This window comes from Rhodococcus sp. 24CO, assembly GCF_050586165.1.
Taxonomy (GTDB): domain Bacteria; phylum Actinomycetota; class Actinomycetes; order Mycobacteriales; family Mycobacteriaceae; genus Rhodococcus_F.
This window is the reverse complement of sequence record NZ_JAZFNF010000015.1, coordinates 1-17,517: the sequence shown is the minus strand read 5'-3', so window position 1 is coordinate 17,517 and position 17,517 is coordinate 1. Positions and strand designations below refer to the sequence as shown.

15 protein-coding genes and 1 riboswitch are annotated in these 17,517 nt (G+C 63.0%); of the genes, 4 read left to right on the top strand and 11 right to left on the bottom strand.

Going from position 1 to position 17,517, the window contains the following annotated elements; translation table 11 throughout:
* The first annotated feature begins 5 nt into the window (after positions 1-5).
* A complete protein-coding gene (locus tag V2B23_RS27905; RefSeq protein WP_430953229.1) occupies positions 6-1,121 on the top strand; it encodes a DNA alkylation repair protein in 1,116 nt (371 codons plus the stop codon).
* Here the strand turns inward: V2B23_RS27905 and V2B23_RS27900 are convergent.
* Genes V2B23_RS27900 through V2B23_RS27890 form a run of 3 tightly spaced genes read right to left on the bottom strand, consistent with a single transcriptional unit; the run spans position 1,069 to position 3,946 of the window.
* Positions 1,069-1,866, bottom strand: a complete 798-nt coding sequence (locus V2B23_RS27900) for an ABC transporter ATP-binding protein (RefSeq protein ID WP_430953228.1) — start codon at positions 1,864-1,866, stop codon at positions 1,069-1,071. The two genes, V2B23_RS27905 and V2B23_RS27900, sit on opposite strands and share 53 nt — an antisense overlap.
* Positions 1,863-2,903, bottom strand: coding sequence for a FecCD family ABC transporter permease (locus V2B23_RS27895; protein WP_430953227.1), 1,041 nt, complete (start codon positions 2,901-2,903; stop codon positions 1,863-1,865). The genes V2B23_RS27900 and V2B23_RS27895 overlap by 4 nt, the downstream gene beginning before the upstream one ends.
* Complete coding sequence (locus tag V2B23_RS27890; RefSeq protein WP_430953226.1) at positions 2,900-3,946, bottom strand: ABC transporter substrate-binding protein; 1,047 nt, start codon at positions 3,944-3,946, stop codon at positions 2,900-2,902. The genes V2B23_RS27895 and V2B23_RS27890 overlap by 4 nt, the downstream gene beginning before the upstream one ends.
* Before the next feature lie 42 nt (positions 3,947-3,988).
* Positions 3,989-4,121: riboswitch (cobalamin riboswitch) on the bottom strand.
* A gap of 234 nt (positions 4,122-4,355) precedes the next feature.
* On the opposite strand from V2B23_RS27890, the gene V2B23_RS27885 reads away from it, so the two are divergent.
* A complete protein-coding gene (locus V2B23_RS27885) occupies positions 4,356-5,444 on the top strand; it encodes a 3-deoxy-7-phosphoheptulonate synthase (protein WP_430953225.1) in 1,089 nt (362 codons plus the stop codon).
* 53 nt (positions 5,445-5,497) lie between these two features.
* Here the strand turns inward: V2B23_RS27885 and V2B23_RS27880 are convergent, their stop codons facing one another.
* From V2B23_RS27880 to V2B23_RS27845, 8 genes are all read right to left on the bottom strand, one after another.
* Positions 5,498-6,301, bottom strand: coding sequence for a sugar phosphate isomerase/epimerase family protein (locus tag V2B23_RS27880; RefSeq protein ID WP_430953224.1), 804 nt, complete (start codon positions 6,299-6,301; stop codon positions 5,498-5,500).
* On the bottom strand, positions 6,298-8,025 hold the full coding sequence (locus V2B23_RS27875) for an FAD-dependent oxidoreductase (RefSeq protein WP_430953223.1): 1,728 nt from the start codon (positions 8,023-8,025) through the stop codon (positions 6,298-6,300). The genes V2B23_RS27880 and V2B23_RS27875 overlap by 4 nt, the downstream gene beginning before the upstream one ends.
* Complete coding sequence (locus V2B23_RS27870; RefSeq protein WP_430953222.1) at positions 8,022-9,116, bottom strand: Gfo/Idh/MocA family protein; 1,095 nt, start codon at positions 9,114-9,116, stop codon at positions 8,022-8,024. Before V2B23_RS27870 ends, V2B23_RS27875 begins: the two co-directional genes overlap by 4 nt.
* Entirely contained in the window at positions 9,116-9,940 is an 825-nt protein-coding gene (locus V2B23_RS27865; RefSeq protein WP_430953221.1) for an aldo/keto reductase, read from the bottom strand. The genes V2B23_RS27870 and V2B23_RS27865 overlap by 1 nt, the downstream gene beginning before the upstream one ends.
* Complete coding sequence (locus V2B23_RS27860) at positions 9,937-11,889, bottom strand: FAD-dependent oxidoreductase (RefSeq protein ID WP_430953220.1); 1,953 nt, start codon at positions 11,887-11,889, stop codon at positions 9,937-9,939. Before V2B23_RS27860 ends, V2B23_RS27865 begins: the two co-directional genes overlap by 4 nt.
* A 44-nt stretch (positions 11,890-11,933) precedes the next feature.
* A complete protein-coding gene (locus V2B23_RS27855; protein ID WP_430953219.1) occupies positions 11,934-12,815 on the bottom strand; it encodes a shikimate dehydrogenase in 882 nt (293 codons plus the stop codon).
* Positions 12,816-12,882: 67 nt separating this feature from the next.
* Positions 12,883-14,259, bottom strand: a complete 1,377-nt coding sequence (locus V2B23_RS27850; protein WP_430953218.1) for an MFS transporter — start codon at positions 14,257-14,259, stop codon at positions 12,883-12,885.
* Positions 14,260-14,413: 154 nt separating this feature from the next.
* Complete coding sequence (locus tag V2B23_RS27845; RefSeq protein ID WP_430953217.1) at positions 14,414-15,316, bottom strand: LysR family transcriptional regulator; 903 nt, start codon at positions 15,314-15,316, stop codon at positions 14,414-14,416.
* A gap of 149 nt (positions 15,317-15,465) precedes the next feature.
* Here V2B23_RS27845 and V2B23_RS27840 point away from each other — a divergent pair, with 149 nt between their 5' ends.
* The gene (locus V2B23_RS27840; RefSeq protein ID WP_430953216.1) at positions 15,466-16,158 is read left to right on the top strand and encodes an SDR family NAD(P)-dependent oxidoreductase; all 693 of its coding nucleotides are present in this window, start codon (positions 15,466-15,468) and stop codon (positions 16,156-16,158) included.
* A 43-nt stretch (positions 16,159-16,201) separates the two neighbouring features.
* Positions 16,202-17,053, top strand: a complete 852-nt coding sequence (locus tag V2B23_RS27835; protein WP_430953215.1) for a hypothetical protein — start codon at positions 16,202-16,204, stop codon at positions 17,051-17,053.
* Positions 17,054-17,517 lie beyond the last annotated feature (464 nt).

Here is a 17,517-nt window from a genome sequence, read left to right as displayed (position 1 = left end):
CGCGCATGCCCACAGCTGATGAACTGCTCGGAGCCTCCGTAGTCGCTGATCTCGCCCTGTGCCTCGAACAAGCGTCCGGATGCACACGCTTGGTCGCTGTTCGCGACAGCGCATCCGGGTTCGACGGACTCAGTCTCGGTGAGCGCACACGTGTGGTGCGAGACGCGATGATGTCAGACCTGCCCGAGGAATTTCCTCGCTTTGCCGAGATAATCCGTCTGGCGCTGCGCGACGAGACTTTCGCGGGCTGGATGATCTGGCCGGTCACCGAAGCTGTTGCGGTGACCGCCACACGCAGTGGTCGAAATACTGATTTCGACGATGGTATGGCGCTACTCGCCGAACTGACTTCGCGCCTGACGAGCGAATTTGCGATCCGGACATTTCTCGACGCGAATCCCGGGCGAGCGCTGGAGATCGCTCTCGAATGGACCGATCACCAGGACGAGCATGTTCGACGCCTCGCCAGTGAGGGCACCCGAATGCGTCTGCCTTGGGGTAGACGGGTGAAAGCGTTGACGGAGCACCCGGAGTCGACGGTCTCGATTCTCGACGCGCTGTACCGCGACGAGTCGGAATACGTGCGGAGATCGGTCTCCAATCATCTCAACGACCTCAGTCGCGCGGACGCTGCATTGGCGGTGTCGATCGCCAAGCGTTGGCTCGGTGATCCCGATGCGGCTACGCCCAAAGTGGTTCGCCATGCTCTGCGCAGCCTGGTGAAAGCCGGCGACGTCGATGCGTTGGCCCTACTGGGCTTTGCGGCACCCACGGATATCGTGATCTCGGACTTTGTGATCGATCGCGAGGCTGTCGATCTGGGTGGGGACATCGCATTCGGTTTTGCGGTGAGCAACAACGGCGGTGAGTCCGTGACTGTGGCAATCGACTACATAGTCCATCACGTCAAGGCCAACGGACTCACCAGTCCGAAGGTGTTCAAGCTGACCACGCGCTCTCTCGAGCCCGGGGCCAGCGCGAAGGTAGCCAAGCGGCATTCCTTCAAACCGATCAGTACGCGGCGGTATTACGCGGGCACACATTCCGTCGAGCTACAGATCAACGGGGTTACACAGGGTCTGAAATCTTTTCAGCTCCAAGTCGCTGCGGACGATAGCTGACCGAGGGATAGCCGTCTTCGGGGTCGATAGTGACTTTCGCCCGGACCCGGTAGACCTGTTCGACCAGGTCCTCGGTCAGCACTTCGGTCGGTGTACCCGACGCAACCACCCGTCCGCGTTCGAGCACGACAAGGCGGTTGCAGAACATGGCCGCCACGTTGAGGTCGTGCAGGGCAATGTAACTGGTCACCGGCAGCGTCGACACCAGCGACAAGATGTCGAGTTGGTGTGAGATGTCGAGGTGGTTGGTCGGCTCGTCGAGCAGCAGCACGTCCGGTTGCTGAGCCAGCGCGCGGGCGATCTGCGCGCGTTGACGTTCACCACCGGACAGCGTGTGCCACAAGCGTCGTCGCATCGACGTCATGCCGGTATCGGCGAGTGCCTGATCTATTGCATCGTCGTCAGCCTCTTCCCCGGAACCGAACAGCGTGCGGTGCGGAATGCGGCCGAGTCGGACAACGTCGAGCACACTGATATCGACCTCGGTGTGGGCGTGCTGATCGACTACTGCGATCTTCCGGGCGACGGTGCGTCGGCGAACGCTGCTGATACTGGTGCCACCCAGCGTGACATCGCCCGAATCAGGAGATGTGACTCCAGCCAGGATGCTGATGAGTGAGGACTTCCCGGACCCGTTGGGGCCGAGGATCCCGATGGTGTCACCCGGTTGTGCAGCGACGCTTACCCGGTCGAGGATCAGGTTCTTTCCGCGATGCCACACTATGTCGTGCGCTGCGAGGCTCATGCGCTTCTCCTCATTCGGAACAGGATGACCGCAAACGCGGGAACGCCGATGAGGGCCGTCACAACGCCGACCGGAATTTCCTGGGGAGCAAACGCCGTACGTGCGATGGCATCCACCCACACCATGAAAATCGCACCGATCAATGCCGTGGCGGGGAGTAACCGGCTGTGTCTCGAACCGACTAGAAACCGTGCGGCATGCGGAAGTACCAGTCCCACAAAACCTATCGCCCCGGCAGCGCTGACCAGTGCGGCCGTAATCAGTGCGGTGATGGTGAGAAGGAGCAGTCGAACGCGCTGGACAGGGATCCCGAGCGTCGCGGCGGCGTTGTTGCCGAAGGTGAAGGCGTCCAACGCCGGAGCCTGGGCGAGACACACAAGGATTCCGACGGCTACCACTGCGCCACACAGAACTACGTCCGTCCAGCCGGCACCGGCCAACGAACCGAGAAGCCAGAACAGGACACCACGAGTCTGCTCGGCGTCGGCGGACGAAATGACGATGAACGACGTGAGCGCCGAGAACAGTTGTGTACCGGCAACACCTGCCAGGACCACCCGGGACGTGCCACCGCCGGCTCCCGCCGCAAGCAGCATCACCAGGCCGAACGAGACGACTGCACCGGCAAATGCACCGGCGGACAGCGAGATAACGCCGCCGCCGATGCCGAGCACCGCGATCATCACCGCGCCGGTCGATGCCCCGGACGAAATTCCGAGAACAAAAGGATCGGCCAGTGGATTACGGAGCAGTGACTGCATGATGACGCCGCACAGCGCGAGCCCGGCACCGCAGACCGCAGCCAACAGTGTTCGGGGAAGCCGTAATTCCCAGACTATGCCGTCCTTGATCCGGCTGACACCGGACGACCCGACACCCCAATGTTCGAACACCACGGCGTATACGTCGCGAACCGACAGATTGGCCGGGCCGATCGTGATCGCCAGCGCAATCGAGAACCCGAGAACCACCAGACCGATCAGGAACAGCACTCCCAGAGTCGATCGCGATTCGAGACGCGCAGTGCGCGTGCTCAATTGGCCAAGCCCCAGTCACGCAGGGCGGTGGCGGTCTTCTCGACGCCGTCGATCGTGCGGATGGAAGGGTTGAGATCGGCGCCGTTAACGACGATGTACTTCTTGTCCTGCACAGCTTGCAGACGTGAGGTGACCGGGTTGGATTCGAGGAAGGCGATCTTGCTGGCCAGTGCGCCGCCGTCGATGCTGCGTCGGCTCAGGTCCGCGAGCACCAAGGCCGTTGGGTTGTGATCGAGAATGGTTTCCCAGCTGACCTGTGGCCATTCGTCCGTCGTGTCGGCAAAGATGTTCTCCGCTCCAACAGATTCCGTGATAATTCCGGACGAGCCGCAGCAGCCCGCCATGTACGGCGTCATGGTGTCGGCAAACCAGAATGCGAGGGAGACTCCGGACGCGTCGACGGAATCGGACGCTGCCGCGAATCGATCCTGTAGTTCGGCGACAAACTGCTCGCCTCGATCCCGCACGTCGAAAATTGCTGCCAGTTCCCGGATTTCCTGGTAGACGGTCTCGATCTTCAACGGTTCGGTGCGAGCGCCGTCCGCATTCGATGCCGAGGAGACTTTGCCGTCGCAGCCGTTGTCGGTGGGAGAGAGGTACGTCGGCACGCCGAGCGCGGCGAACTGATCTCGGCTCGCGACGCCGCCCTCGGCGATCGTGGAGGCAAACGACGCCGACACAAAATCGGGTTCCGTGTCGAGGACAACCTCGAAGGACGGTTTGTTGTCGGCAAGGCGCGGGACTCGATTGTTGTCGGCTGCGAGGTTCTCGCGGACGGGATCGGTCCACGTAGCGGTCCCGACCATGCGGTCTGCGAGTCCGAGGGACAGCAGGATCTCCGTGGAGCCTTGGTTGAGGGAGACCGCACGCGTCGGCGGTGCGTCGATAGTGACCTGTTGGCCACAGTTGTCGATGGTCAGGGGGTAGTTGGACGAGGTGGCGTCACTCGCGGTGACGGAGTCGCCGGAGGCGGCGCAGCCGGCCAGACCCAAAGCGAGAGCCGACGTGGCAACAACTGCTGATGTGAAGCGCATGAAACGCATGAAGAGGGAACTCCTTGCTCAGGGCTCGATCGCGGAGCCGAGAATTCGCCGTGCTCGATCAGCGAGTATCCGGACTTCGATCCCTCGAGAAGGTTCGTCACCGTTGCGCGTCAGCCCTGGACTTGCACCAGGTTCCCTCGCCGATCGTGGCCGCACGAACGGCCACGTCAACCATAACGAGCCGCTGGTTTCTCCCCGCAAACACAGGGGTGGAATTGACCTCGTCGGCACTCGAGGTATCGTGGCCGTCATGCAGCGCGTCTATTTCTGGTTTAGCAGGCCGGCCCCGGGTGGGCCTGCCGGCGTAACCACGCGCTGACAACCTCCACCCAAGAGCCGGACTACAGACCGGCTCGCTGGAGTTCATTTCACCTCTGGGGTCGGCCTGAGAACAGGAAACCGAAACCCCATGACTGTCACCATCGACACCACAGCCACACCGGACAGCCTTGACGATCAGCGCACTGTAAGTATCAGTCCGCTCGTATCGCCTGCGACTGTCCGTGCTCAGCACGCACCAGACGAGGTCGCGGCCGCAACCGTGCGCACCGGTCGGGCCGACACCATCAACATCCTCAATGGCGAGGACGATCGTTTGATCGTCGTTGTCGGTCCGTGCTCCGTGCACGATCCGGAAGCCGCGATGGACTACGCTCGCCGGTTGGCCGCCAAGGCCGAAGAACTACGGGACGACCTGCACATCGTCATGCGTGTCTACTTCGAAAAGCCGCGCACCACGCTCGGGTGGAAGGGACTGCTCAACGATCCGCACCTCGACGGCACCTACGACGTGAACACCGGTCTTGGTATCGGCCGCAAGCTACTGCTCGACGTGTCCAGCCTCGGTCTGCCCGTCGGTTGTGAATTCCTCGACCCGATCATGCCGCAGTACATTGCGGACCTGGTCAGCTACGGCGCGATCGGTGCCCGCACCGCCGCGAGCCAGGTGCACCGCCAGCTGTGCAGCGCACTGTCCATGCCCGTCGGAATCAAGAACTCCACCGAAGGCGACGTACAGGTAGCCGTCGACGGTACCCGCGCTGCCGCTGCGAGCCACGTGTTCCCCGGAACCGACCTCGACGGTCAGGCTGCCTTGATCCGTACCGCCGGCAACCCCGACTGCCACGTCATCCTTCGCGGTGGCAGCGACGGACCGAACTACGACGCCGAGACCGTCGCGGATACCCTTGCCCGCCTGCGTAAGTCGAACTTGCCCGAGCGCGTGGTCATCGACGCGAGCCACGGCAACAGCAGCAAGGATCACGAGCGTCAGGTGATCGTCCTCGACGACATCGCAGCTCGTCTCGCCGCCGGTGAGCAGGGAATTGCCGGCGTCATGCTGGAAAGCTTCATCGAGGCCGGTCGTCAGGACCTGACCTTGGGCAAGGCGGACGAACTCACCTACGGCCAGTCCATCACCGACGCGTGCATCGACTGGTCCACCACGGCAGCGCAGTTGGACCGTCTGGCGCAGGCCGTTGCCAGCCGCAGGGGCTGACACCCCCGTGCGCCTTTCTGGTAGTGGGCGCTACCAGAAAGGCGCACAGGCGTTTACGCCAGAACTTCCCGTGTGGCCGTGACCAGACGTTCCAGCCAAGCGTCCGTGCCGATGGTCTGACGCAGCGGTTCGTTGGGCAATTCGATGCTGACCGGCAGACCGGCAGGCAGGGTCGACCAGATTTCGGCCAGCGCGATACCTCCGGTACCGGGCACTAGACGCTCTTCGCGGGCGTGTCGGATCAGTTCTGCGTCATCGATGGGAGCGGGAGTCGAACCGTCGCACATCTGGGCGTAGTGCAGCCACTCGCGCGGGATGGACGCTAGATCCTCCAGCGTTGTTGCCGAGCGGTCGGTGTGGAGTGCGTCGACGAGAACGCTCCGAGCCGGACCGTCTGCTGCCGAGACGATCTCGATGGCAGCACGTGCATCTGGCACTGCGGTCCACGGCATGAACTCGAGGGAAGCGACGATGCCGTAGTTCGCGCACAGTTCCGCGAGGCGGGCATAGGAATCCGTGAGACGAGCGCGGTCGCGGTCGTCGCCGCCCACCAGAACGGCCTTGGCTCCGAGCTGTGCGCCTGCTTCGAGAAGCGGAACGTAGTCGGCGGGGTCGAAGTCGGCTGCAAGGCGGATGATTTCGAGGTCGAATACATCGACCGGCGAATCACCCAGTCGACGCACCAGCTCGTCCAACCCCTGCTTGTCCTCGTGCAGAGGATAGGCCGTCGTACCTGGTGCCGCGGGCATCAGACGGATACCGATGGTGTCGAAGCCGTGCTTTTCGGCCAAGTCGACGTGCTGCATCGGGGCGGTGTCCAGCACCGTGAGGGCTGCAAGTCCGAGTGAGAGTGTCATGCGTGCGCTCCAACTGTCTTGGCGTCGGCCAGTTCCCGGCCGGCCAGGTAACCGAAAGTCATGGCCGGGCCGAGATTGATGCCGCCGGACGGGTAATGCCCACCCATGACGCTGGCCTGATCGACGCCCACCGCGAGCAATCCCTCGATGGGTCGGTCATTGTCGTCGAGAACATGGGACGCGGAGTCGGTGACAAGTCCGGCAAAGGTACCGAAACTGCCCGGAACAACCTTCACCGCGTAGTACGGACCCTTCTGCAGGGGCGCGAGCGACGGGTTCGGCCAGGGATTGGCGGTATCGCCGGAACCTCGGTTGAACGGTGTTGTACCGCGACCGAATTCGGGGTCGTCACCGGCCACAGCCCCGATATTGAAAGCTGCGACGGTTTTCTCCAACTGCACCGGATCGACGCCGATCTTCTCTGCCAGTTCGCGAACGGTGCGACCACGGGTGAGGTATCCCGAGCGCAGGTACGGCTGGATCGGGATCGGCAGGGGCTTGGCCATGCCCAGCGGGAGGTAGCGCACATACTGCTGATCGGCGATCAACCACGAACACACTTCTTCGCCCTCAGGAACCTGGTCGACCATCGCGAGTGTGTAGTCGTGGTAGCCGAGTGCCTCGTTGACAAAACGCTTGCCGTTCGCGAGAACTCCGATGACACCGGGCTTTCCGCGGTCGAGGATGTGCGGGAACACCGCTTCCTTGCCGTTGCGGTAGCGAACGATGGAGACGGGGCAGTACGCGACGGGGGAGGCGAGTGTGCGGTCGAGGCGGCCACCCACGGATTCGCCGAGGGTGATGCCGTCGCCGGTGGTTGTCTTGGGGGTGAGCGACCAGTGCTCGTTTCCGGTGGGTGTCCGCGGGAACAGTTCCCTGCGGCGGTCGATGTCCTGGGCGAAGCCGCCGGTGGCCAGTACGACGCCGCGCCTGGCAGTTACCGAGTACGCGCCATCGGGGCCTTCGAGGCGGACACCGACGACGCGGCCGTCATCATCGGTCTGTAGCGATGTTGCCGACGTCTTCACCCGAATCTCGACGCCCAGATCGAGCGCTGAGCGCAGCATCATGCCGACCAGTGCAGTGCCGTTGACGAGCTGCTGACCACGACGCTTGGTGGCGAGATCGAACATGTGCTTTGTCACGCGAACACCACAGTGCACAAAAGCTTTCGGTGATCGGGTCGAATGCAGGAATGCCTGCAGGTCGGGTCCGGCCATGATGCCCATGCCGAGGAATGACGTCTCGTACAACTGTCGACGCAGTAGCGCCGCGACGTCGGGGCCGAGCTTTCGCAAGCTCACCGGTTTCGGTCCGACGGAGCGGTGACCGGTGCCGGCTCCCGGTGTGTCGCCGTGGATGTCGGCGATCTTGGCCCCGGGAACAAACTTCAGCGCGGTCTTTCGTTCGAAGAACTCGACCATCTCCGGCGCACCGTCCAGGAGTGCATCCACCTTGGCGGCGTCGAAGTTGTCGCCGAGGCGGTTCTCCAGATATGTCCGCGGCGCCGAGCGATCTTCGACAACACCGTCGGCGATGGCAAACATGTTGCGCGGGGTCCACATCCACCCTCCCGACCATGCCGTTGCGCCGCCGCAGGTGTCGGCCTTCTCGACCACGAGTACGGACGCGCCGCCATCTGCTGCGGCAATTGCTGTGGAAAGCCCGCCTGCGCCGGAGCCTACGACGATCACGTCGTAGGTGAGGGAGGTACTGCTACTCATTGCTGCTCCTTGGCAGTTGTTGCGAGGGTAGGTGTCGACGTCAGTTCGACAACCTTGCCCGTTCGTGACGATTCGTAGATTGCGGCGATGATGGCAAGCGACGCGCGGGCGTCGCGTCCGGTGACGGCGGGTTCGCGCCCGGTCAGGACGGCGTCGGCGAAATCTTGCACCTGCAAGGTATGGAAGTCGGTGAGTGCCGCATTGACCGCTCCCACATCGAGATTGGCGTCGATGTCGGCGGAGTACGGCGACTGGAACTCCACTTCGCCCGGCACGGTCCAGATTTCGTTGACACCCTCGTGTCCTTCGGGAAATTCGAGGACGCTGGCGATGGCACCGGTGCGTCCGATCACCGTAACGCGGTTGCCCAGGTTGTGATTGGCGCCCGTCGTCGCAGTGACGGTGGCGGTGCCGCCAGAGGCAAAGGAAATTACGGCCGACGCGCTGTCCTCGGTCTCGATGTGCTCACCGTGTGTGTGGGTGCGGATGAAGCCGCTGACCGAGACGGCCTCGCCCATGAACCAGGCCAGCATGTCGATCTGGTGCACGGCCTGCGTCATGAGCACGCCGCCGCCGTCGGTGTCCCAGCGTCCGCGCCACGCGTCGGCCGAGTAGTAACTCGACGGGCGGTGCAGGATCACCGACGCCTCGCCGAGCGTGGGCAGTCCGATCCGGCCGTCGTCGATGGCGTCCCGGATCCGACGCGCGGCCGGCCAGAATCGGCGTTGGAAGAGCACCCCGAACGTGATACCGGCGCGGTCGGCGGCTTCGATCATGCGGTCGGCGGCAGCAACATCGACCGCGATGGGCTTCTCGCACAAAACATGTACACCCGCTTCGGCAGCGGCCACGACTACCTCTTCATGTACCGGGTGCGGCGTGCAAACGGTGCAGGCGTCGAGTCCGAGGGCAAGAAGTTGCTCCACTGAACTCACGGCTGCGGGAATGCCGTGCGCGGCCGCGAACTCCTGGGCGCGTCCGAGATCGGGGTCGCAGCAGCCGATTACCTCGACGCCCGGCACTTGTTGCAGGGCGCGGGCATGGTTGCCGGCGATCTTGCCGCAGCCGACGATTCCGACTTTCAACGTCATCAGAAATGTTCCTCTGCTTCGACGTCCCGTGCCGCAGACTCGCCGCGGTCGAGACTGTTCAGTGCTTCGATGTCCTCGGCTGTGAGAGTCACATCAAGTGCGGCCAGGTTCTCGGCCTGGCGCGTCGGATTCGCGGACCGCGCGACCGGAACCACGCCCTGCGCGGCATGCCACGCGAGGACCACCTGAGCTGGGGTGCAACCGGTTCGACCGGCGATCTCCCCGACTACGGCGTTGTCGAGTACATCGCCCCGGCCGAGGGGGCTCCACGACTGGGTGAAGATGCCAAGCTCGTCGTTGGCACGGCGAACCGGGATTCGAGCGAGCGACGGGTCCATCTGAATCTGGTTTACTGCCGGTGCCTCACCGGTCTCGGCGACGAGTCGGCGCAGGTGGTGCTCCAGGAAGTTCGACACACCCACGTAGCGAACCAGTCCGGCGTCGCGGCAGGCCAACATCGCCTCGAACGATGCGACGTAACGATCGATCCGCGGTAGCGGCCAGTGGATCAGGAAAAGATCGACTTGATCGAGTCCCAGCCTTTCCAGGCTCTGCTCGAGGGCTCCACGGACGTCTCCGGAAACCTGGTCGTTTCCACGAAGTTTGGTGGTGACAAACAGTTCTTCTCGCTGGAGACCAGACTCCGCCAGTGCAACGCCGACGGCGTCTTCATTGCCGTAGATCGCGGCGGTGTCGATGAGTCGGTACCCGGCCTCGATGCCGGAGAGAACCGACTTCGTGGCGTCGGCACCGACGAGTGGCCAGGTTCCGAGTCCGATGGGCGGCAATGCGGTTGCCACCGGTGCGGCTGTCTGTGCGCTCATGCGTGAACCTCCTGACGGGCCGCAGCGGCGGCAGTGATGGTGACGGCGACGTCGGCTGCGGTCACGAGTGCGGCATGGATGGACCCGCCGTCTCCGCTCGCGTCGCCGACGGTATGGACCCCGAGTCGTGGTGCCAGTGAACGTAGTTCGGACAGAAGCTCCGAGCGCGGCTCGACGCCCTGAGAGATCAGTAGTTCGCCGGGGGCGTCGACCTCGGTCAGTACACCGCCTGTAGAGATCGTGACCCGATCAGCGTCGACCTTGGTGACAATCGAGCTCAGGTAAGATTTGAGGTTCTCACTTGCGGCCAGGCGCGGCAGCAGCACGATCTTGCCGCGTCGGCCGACGTCATGCGCGATGGTTTCCTGCGGGCCGATCATCACGACCTGTGTGCCCTTCTGGAGCAGATCGTCGGCGACGGCCGCAGCCTCGCGGTCGGCGCCGAAAATGGTGATTGCTTCGGGGGCAGGATCTCCGGAGACGAGGAACTCGCGGACATCACGGACGGTTCGGGTTTGCGCGCCGGGGAGGTCAGTCACGGGACCGTGCCCACCGGCAGCAAGGACGATCGCGTCGAAGTCACCGTCTGCGAGCAAAGCTGCGTCAGCTCTGGTCGAGGTGTGGCACTGCACCCCGAGTTCGGCCAGTTCCGCGAGGTACCAGTCGACGATCCGCCCGTATTCGGGATACTCGTGCAGCTTCGATGCCAGAGCGAAGTCGCCACCGAGGCTGGGGCGTTCGTCGTACAGGTCGACGCGATGACCGGCAAGTGCGAGGTCGCGGGCAGCGGCCATTCCGGAGGGACCGGCACCGATGACGGCGACCCGCACGGTGGCATCAGCCGGCTTTGTGGGCTGATCCAGTTCACGTCCGACCCACGGGTTGACGGAGCACGGAATGGGGCCCGCCGCCAGGCTGTCGATGCAATAGTTGCAGGCGATACACGGGCGGTAGCGACCACCGTCGATAGCGCGATTCGGAAAGTCCGGATCAGCGTGCAATGTGCGCGCCATGCTGACGAAGTTCGCCTGACCGGATTCGATGATCTGCGCGGCGATCTCCGGCGACGTGATGCGTCCGGCTACACCCACCGGGATGTCGAAGTCGCGCTGGTACTGCTCGGAGTACGGCGCGAGGAGTCCACGGGACCATTCACCGGGCTGGATGATCCATTGTCCCGCTTCGTAGTTGCCGGCCGAGACGTCGAGGAAATCGAGTCGGTCGGTATCGATGGCGTCGATGCGAGCGCGGGTTGTCTCGGCGTCGAGTCCACCGTCGATACCCTCGAAAGCTGAGAATCGAAGTCCCAGAGTGATTCCCGGAGCATGCTCGTGTACCGCAGCGATGACCCTGTTGAGAAAGAGGGTCGGCTCCGCCCACTCGTCGTCGCGGTGATTGTAAGCAGGGGAGAGGAACTGGTGGATCAAGTACCCGTGGCCGCCGTGCAGGGAGATGACGTCGACGCCGGCCTTTTGGCAGCGCGCCGCGGCTTCACCGAAGCATTCGATGATGTGCTCGATGTCGTCGCCGTCGAGTTGTTCTGGCATCTCGCCGCCGACAACCAAACACGGAATCGGTGTCGGGGCAACGGGAACAAATCCGCTGACCGACCCCTGCGCCGTGCGTCCACCGTGGTTGAGTTCGACTCCGACGAGGGCGCCGTGCGCGTGGATTGCGTCGACCATCTTCTTGATACCGGGAATCCGTTCGTCGACGTCGACGCCCATCTGCCGGATGCGACCCTTGCCGTCGGCGCGCACGTAGCTGGCCTCGGTGAAGATCAGCGCCGCACCACCTTCGGCGCGGCGGGCGAGGTACGCGATGTATTCGTCTGTCATCGTGCCGTCGACTTCGCAGTAGTTGCGTTCCATCGGAGCGGATACAAACCGGTTCCGCAGGCGGACGCTGCCCATGTCGAGTGGTTCGGCGAACGGTTGGGTTGCGTTCATCAGTGCTCCTGGAGCATTTTGCGAGAGTGTGGATTCGATTGTGCTCATGCGCCGGCCATCTCGGAGAGCATGTCGCTCAGATGGCTCCGCATCCGATCCGTGTCGGCGTCGACACCGGTCAGGAGCGTGAAGGTATCGGAGGCTTGAGCCACCAGCATCTGGCCACCGTCGAGCACTTGGCATCCGAGAGCGAGTGCAGCGTCGAGTAATTCGGTGCGCATCGGCCGGTAGACGATGTCGGCAACCCACAAGCCGGAGTGGAGTGCAGCGGGATCGAACGGAGTTCCGGGATGGCCGACCATACCGATCGGCGACGCATTGACGACACCGTCGCTTGTCGCCAGGTTGTCGGCGATCTCACCAATTGCCAAAGCCGTTGTGCGTGTGGTGGGGAAAGCCGAGGCAACGCGTGAACACACGTCGGCGGCGCGTTCGGGATCGACGTCCGCGATGCGGAGGTCCGTCGTACCTGCTGCTGCGAGTGCGTAGGCCACTGCCGAACCCGCTCCGCCGGCGCCCGCGAGGACAACTCGATCGAGTGTGGCGTCAGGTAGTCCGCGTTGAAGTGCGGTGAGGAAGCCACTGTGATCGGTGTTGTGGCCGATCAGACGGCCGTTGTCGACCACAACTGTGTTGACGGCGCCGAGCAGTCGGGCGTTGTCGGACAGCTCGTCGAGGGCGTCCACGACAATTTGCTTGCACGGGTGCGTGATGTTCAGCCCGGTGAAACCACCGGTGACGGCGGCGCGCACCAGTTCGCCGGTCTTCTCGACCGAGACATTCCTTGCCTCGAGGTCGATCAGTTCGTAGCTGTAGGCGGCGAGACCGAGTGCTGCGGCTTCGTGAGAGTGCAGCGCCGGCGAGAGTGAAGTGGTGATTCCCGCACCGACAAGGCCGATCCGGTGACGGGTGGATTCGGTAGGCATGACATTTCTCCTGCATAAGTGGGGACGGCCCCTCGCAGCGCGAAGTCAGCGCGAGGGGCCGGTCCGGTCAAGCGTTGTTGCTGGTGAGCTCTGGGTCTTGTTTCGTGAGCGTCGTCGATTTCGGTTCGCCGAGTTCGGCAGTGGGCGTCCGGTAAGTTTCCGGGCCGCACAGTGCCGCGATAGCCGAGACGACGGCAAAGCCGAGGCACATCCACGCGACCGGCATCCAGTTGCTCTTGTCGCCTGCGGAAATCGCCTGAGCGATGGCCGGTGTGAAGCCGGCAACGAGAAGTCCGAGCATGAGGCTCACGGCCATACCGGTGTAGCGAACCTTGGCGGGGAACTGCTCCGGGAAGTACGCCGGGTAGGTGCCGTTCGGCATGGCGTAGAAGATGCCGATCATGACGATTCCCGAAGCGAAAACCATGGGAACGCTTTGAGTTCCGATCGAGTGGAAGAATACGAAGACCATCAGGCCGGCGCCGATCGCACCGAAGACGAAGATGGGCTTGCGGCCGTAGCGATCGGACAGAATGCCGAACAGCGGCTGGGTAAGTACCGCAACGAAGTTGGCGGTGGCAATTGCCCAGAGCATCGTCGAGCGTTCGAAGCCGGACTCGACGGCGTAGGCCAGAGCGAAGACGTTGACGATGGTGTTGATCATCGCGAACGTCGAACTCATGCTGATGCGAATAACGGTGCGCCAGTGCGAACGGAACATTTCGACGACGGGAATTCCGGCCGTGTTGTCCTGCTCCTTGAGCTCTTCGAATACCTCGGGCTCGTCGAGTGCGCGTCGCAACCACAGTGCAACGACGGTCACGATGATGCTGAGCCAGAAGGGAACCCGCCAGCCCCACGAGTAGAGGTCTTCGTCGGGCAGGCTTGCGACCGGGATGAAGACCAGGCTCGAGATGACGATGCCGAACATGATGCCGCTCATCGTGAACGACGTGAAGAACGAACGGCGATGATCCGGTGAGTGTTCGAGCGTCAGCGCCGACGAGCCGGGCGATTCCCCACCGGCAGACAGGCCTTGGAGTAGGCGAAGCAAGACGAGGATGATCGGCGCTGCGATGCCGATCTGCTCGTACGTAGGCAGGCAGCCGACGATGACGGTCGCAACACCCATGAGGAGCAGGCACGCGAGAAGCGCGTTCTTGCGTCCATACCGGTCACCGAGGTGTCCCCACAGCACTGCGCCGAGCGGGCGGGCGACGTAGGCGACACCCAGAGTGCTGATGGAGAGCAGCGTCGCGGTGGAGCCGCCGCCCGGGAAGAAGATCGTGGGAAACACCAGCGCGGCTGCGGAGCCGTAGATGAAGAAGTCGTAGTACTCGAGTGTGCTGCCGAGGAAGCCCGACACTGCGGCTCGCCGAGCGTTGGTGTTCGGCTTTTCGTCGGTCCCGGTGGTGGAAGCTGCGGGGGTAGGCGGAGGCGCCATGGGTAGTCCTTTCGTCCCGGTTGGCCGACGGCGGTGGCACGTGTCGTGATGCGTCACGCTGCGGTGACGTCCCTCACCTTTCGGCGGCTGAGACGACCTTGCCATGAAGGACTATGGCGCGTCCAACACTAAATGAGTCTCAGATAATGACGAATTACGTCTCAATCTCGGGGGTGGGGAGTATTTCTTCCGAGGTCGCGAGTGCAACGGCGAGTGCGTCCGTCATATGGCGCGGTGACCAGGCGATTCCGTGGTTCATGTACGTCGGCTCGCCGGTGAGCGGGACGAAGACGCTGCCGGGAGGGGTAATGCCGGCCATACCCGACGGCATCAAGGCGACGCCGACTCCCGCAGCAACGAGCATCAGGATCATGTAGGGGTCGGTGATTTCCTGGACCACACGTGGACGGAAGTTGGCATTCATGCAGGCGCGCATCGCCGTCTCCTGCAAGGCGGAACCGGCCGACATGGGCGTGGTGACAAATCCGTCGTCGGCCAATTCGCGCAGGTCGATTTCGGTCTCGGCGGCCAACCGGTGATCGATCGGCAGCACGACGCCAAAGGCTTCGCGGCGGATCAGGCGGGTGGACAACGGTGCCGCCGCTACCGGCAACCCGACAAACGCCAGGTCCAACGCGCCGCTCTCGAGTTGTGTCACCGCATCGCGAGTCATGATGCGGCCCAGGAGTGTCAATTCGACCTCGGGATACCGCTGGCGCAACGCACGCGTCAAAGGTGGCAACGCCTGGTGATTGAGCACGCCGGTAAACCCGATCGCCACTCGGCCGTACACGCCGCCGGTGGACGCGCGAGTGGCCTGACGGGCGGTTTCCATGTTTTCGAGAACGCGATAGGCGTGTGGCAGGAATGCATGCCCGCCGGAGGTGAGTGCGACGGTGCGGGTGCTGCGCTCGAAGAGTTGCACGCCGATGTTCTTCTCGAGCTTGCGAATCATCTGACTCAAGGGTGACTGAGCCATTTGCAGTCGTGACGCGGCCCGGCCGAAATGTAGCTCTTCCGCGACCGCGACAAACGCGTGCAACCAGCGAATTTCCATCGATGTGTCCTTCGTTGATGTCGACTGTTGATTTTGACGCGTCTGCCCGACGCCATATATTCGAAAATCGTACACAGTGTGACGCACATTATATCTATTTGCAGCTTAAATTGAGTGCCCAGTGCACATGATCTCCGGGAGATGGACTGATGCAGAGCTATCCAGAGGGTGCCGTTGCACTGATTACCGGCGGTGCCAGCGGAATTGGTGCCGCGTGTTCGAAAATATTGTCCGACAACGGTGTTCGAACAATTACCGCTGACGTCGCGGAGGGCGCCGACGAGCGCCTCGACGTGAGCGATGCTGCTGCAGTTGACGAGTTGTGTGCGCGCATCGGCAAGGTCGACATTATGATCAACAGCGCCGGCATCGTGGGGCCGTCGGCGCCGCTGGCCGATGTCTCGCTCGCCGACTGGCAGCGCACATTCCGAATCAACGTGGAAGGAACATTCCTCATGTGCCGCGCCTTCGTGCCCGGCATGGTCGCATCAGGTTGGGGGCGCATTGTGAATCTGGCGAGCATTGCCGCAAAAGACGGTAACCCCAACCAGAGTGCCTACTCCGCGTCGAAAGCCGCCGTCATTGCCTTGACGAAGTCGCTGGGTAAGGAGATCGCGACAACCGGTGTGCTGGTCAACGCCGTGGCACCGGCCGCTGTGGAAAGTCCGATGAATGCAGGCACGGACCCCGCGATTCTCGCTCGCTCACAGAGTCTGACTCCGATGTCGCGGATGGGGAAGTCGGACGAAATCGCCGAGCTGATCGGCTGGTTGTCCTCGACTGCGGTGAGTTACTCGACCGGTGCGGTGTACGACGCCAGTGGAGGGCGCGCAACGTACTAGTGTCCAGGTGAGATAACCGGGGACCAAGACGAGGGGGACGTCGATGGCGGGTGAACGTCTGTGGCCTGTTGCAGATCGCGCGACGCGTGCGTTCTGGCGCGCAGTCGGCCGCAAAACTGATCTGTCCGAAGAGGCATGGTTACAAGCACCGACAGCGGTGCGCGGTCCGGTGGCAGACAGTTGGATTCCCGCCGAAGCGTTGCGTATCGGTGGCACGGTTGTTGCTGGGGCATCGGTGGAGGGCCTCGTGCCCCGGATGGATACATTGGCGGGGCCGAATTTTGATCCGTCGCGACTGACGCCATCCGTCCGTGATTTCTACGAGCGAACCTCGACGTGGCGGATGCAGGCGTGGACGCAATGGTCGCCGGGATTTGCGCCGTGGGGATCGCTTGTCGAGCGGTTGTACGGTCGGCGCGTGCAGCAACTTGCGCTGCCCGTCAATCCGATGTCGGTTGCATATGGCATCGACAGTTCGATTACACGCGTAGTGGATGCCGACGGCAGGCACGCGGGCTCGGCCTGGCTGCGGACATTGCGAAAGTCGGGTGACTACCTTTTCAGTGGCTACTACCGAATCACGTTGCTGCCAAACAGTGTTCAGCACTGTATCCATGTCTCGTTCCCGCTGGAGTCCGGGAATGTTCAGGTGTTCCTGCGTCCCGAAGTCTGCGACGACGGTTCCCTGCTGCTCACCTCAGGGAAGGGCGCATTCGGGGATGTCGGAGCGTACGTGACCGTAGTGGACAATGGCGAGGTCTACGCGGCAAGGATTCCGATCCATGAGCGGTTCCACGTGTTCGAGGACTCGGAAGGTGTTCTGCGCACCGATCACGAATTGCGTATGTGGCGAGCGCGGGCCATGGCATTGCATTATCGGATGGATCCTCGATAGTCGGTATGGGGAGCAGGGTGCCATGTCTCGGTTGATCAATGCTCCTGACTACAAGCAATATTCGGCTGAATGTGCCCGAATTATCCCTTGAATCGAATGGATGCGGGGCTCGCGGTGTTTCTGGGTGCGCCACGTCCGCGCCTTCGAGGGCGCGATCCTCTGGCTCGCCCAACCGGCCGGGATAGCACCCTCTGTGGCGACATTGACGCGATGCGCCTGGGTAGCGGCCACTGCGGTCAATGTCCTTGACTAAGAACATCATTCGATAGGGGCGCGACAGCGACGACCCGCTAAACTTCGGCCGAAATGTGCCCGGAATGTCCCTTGATTCGAATAGATGTTCGAGTATAATTGAGGTCACGGGTGGGGAGGCCTTGATGATTACGGTGAGCGATTTCGTTTCGGTGGGGGATGTTGTAGCCGGTTCGGCTGTGGGTGTGCGCGGCAGGTTGTGGCGTTTGCGT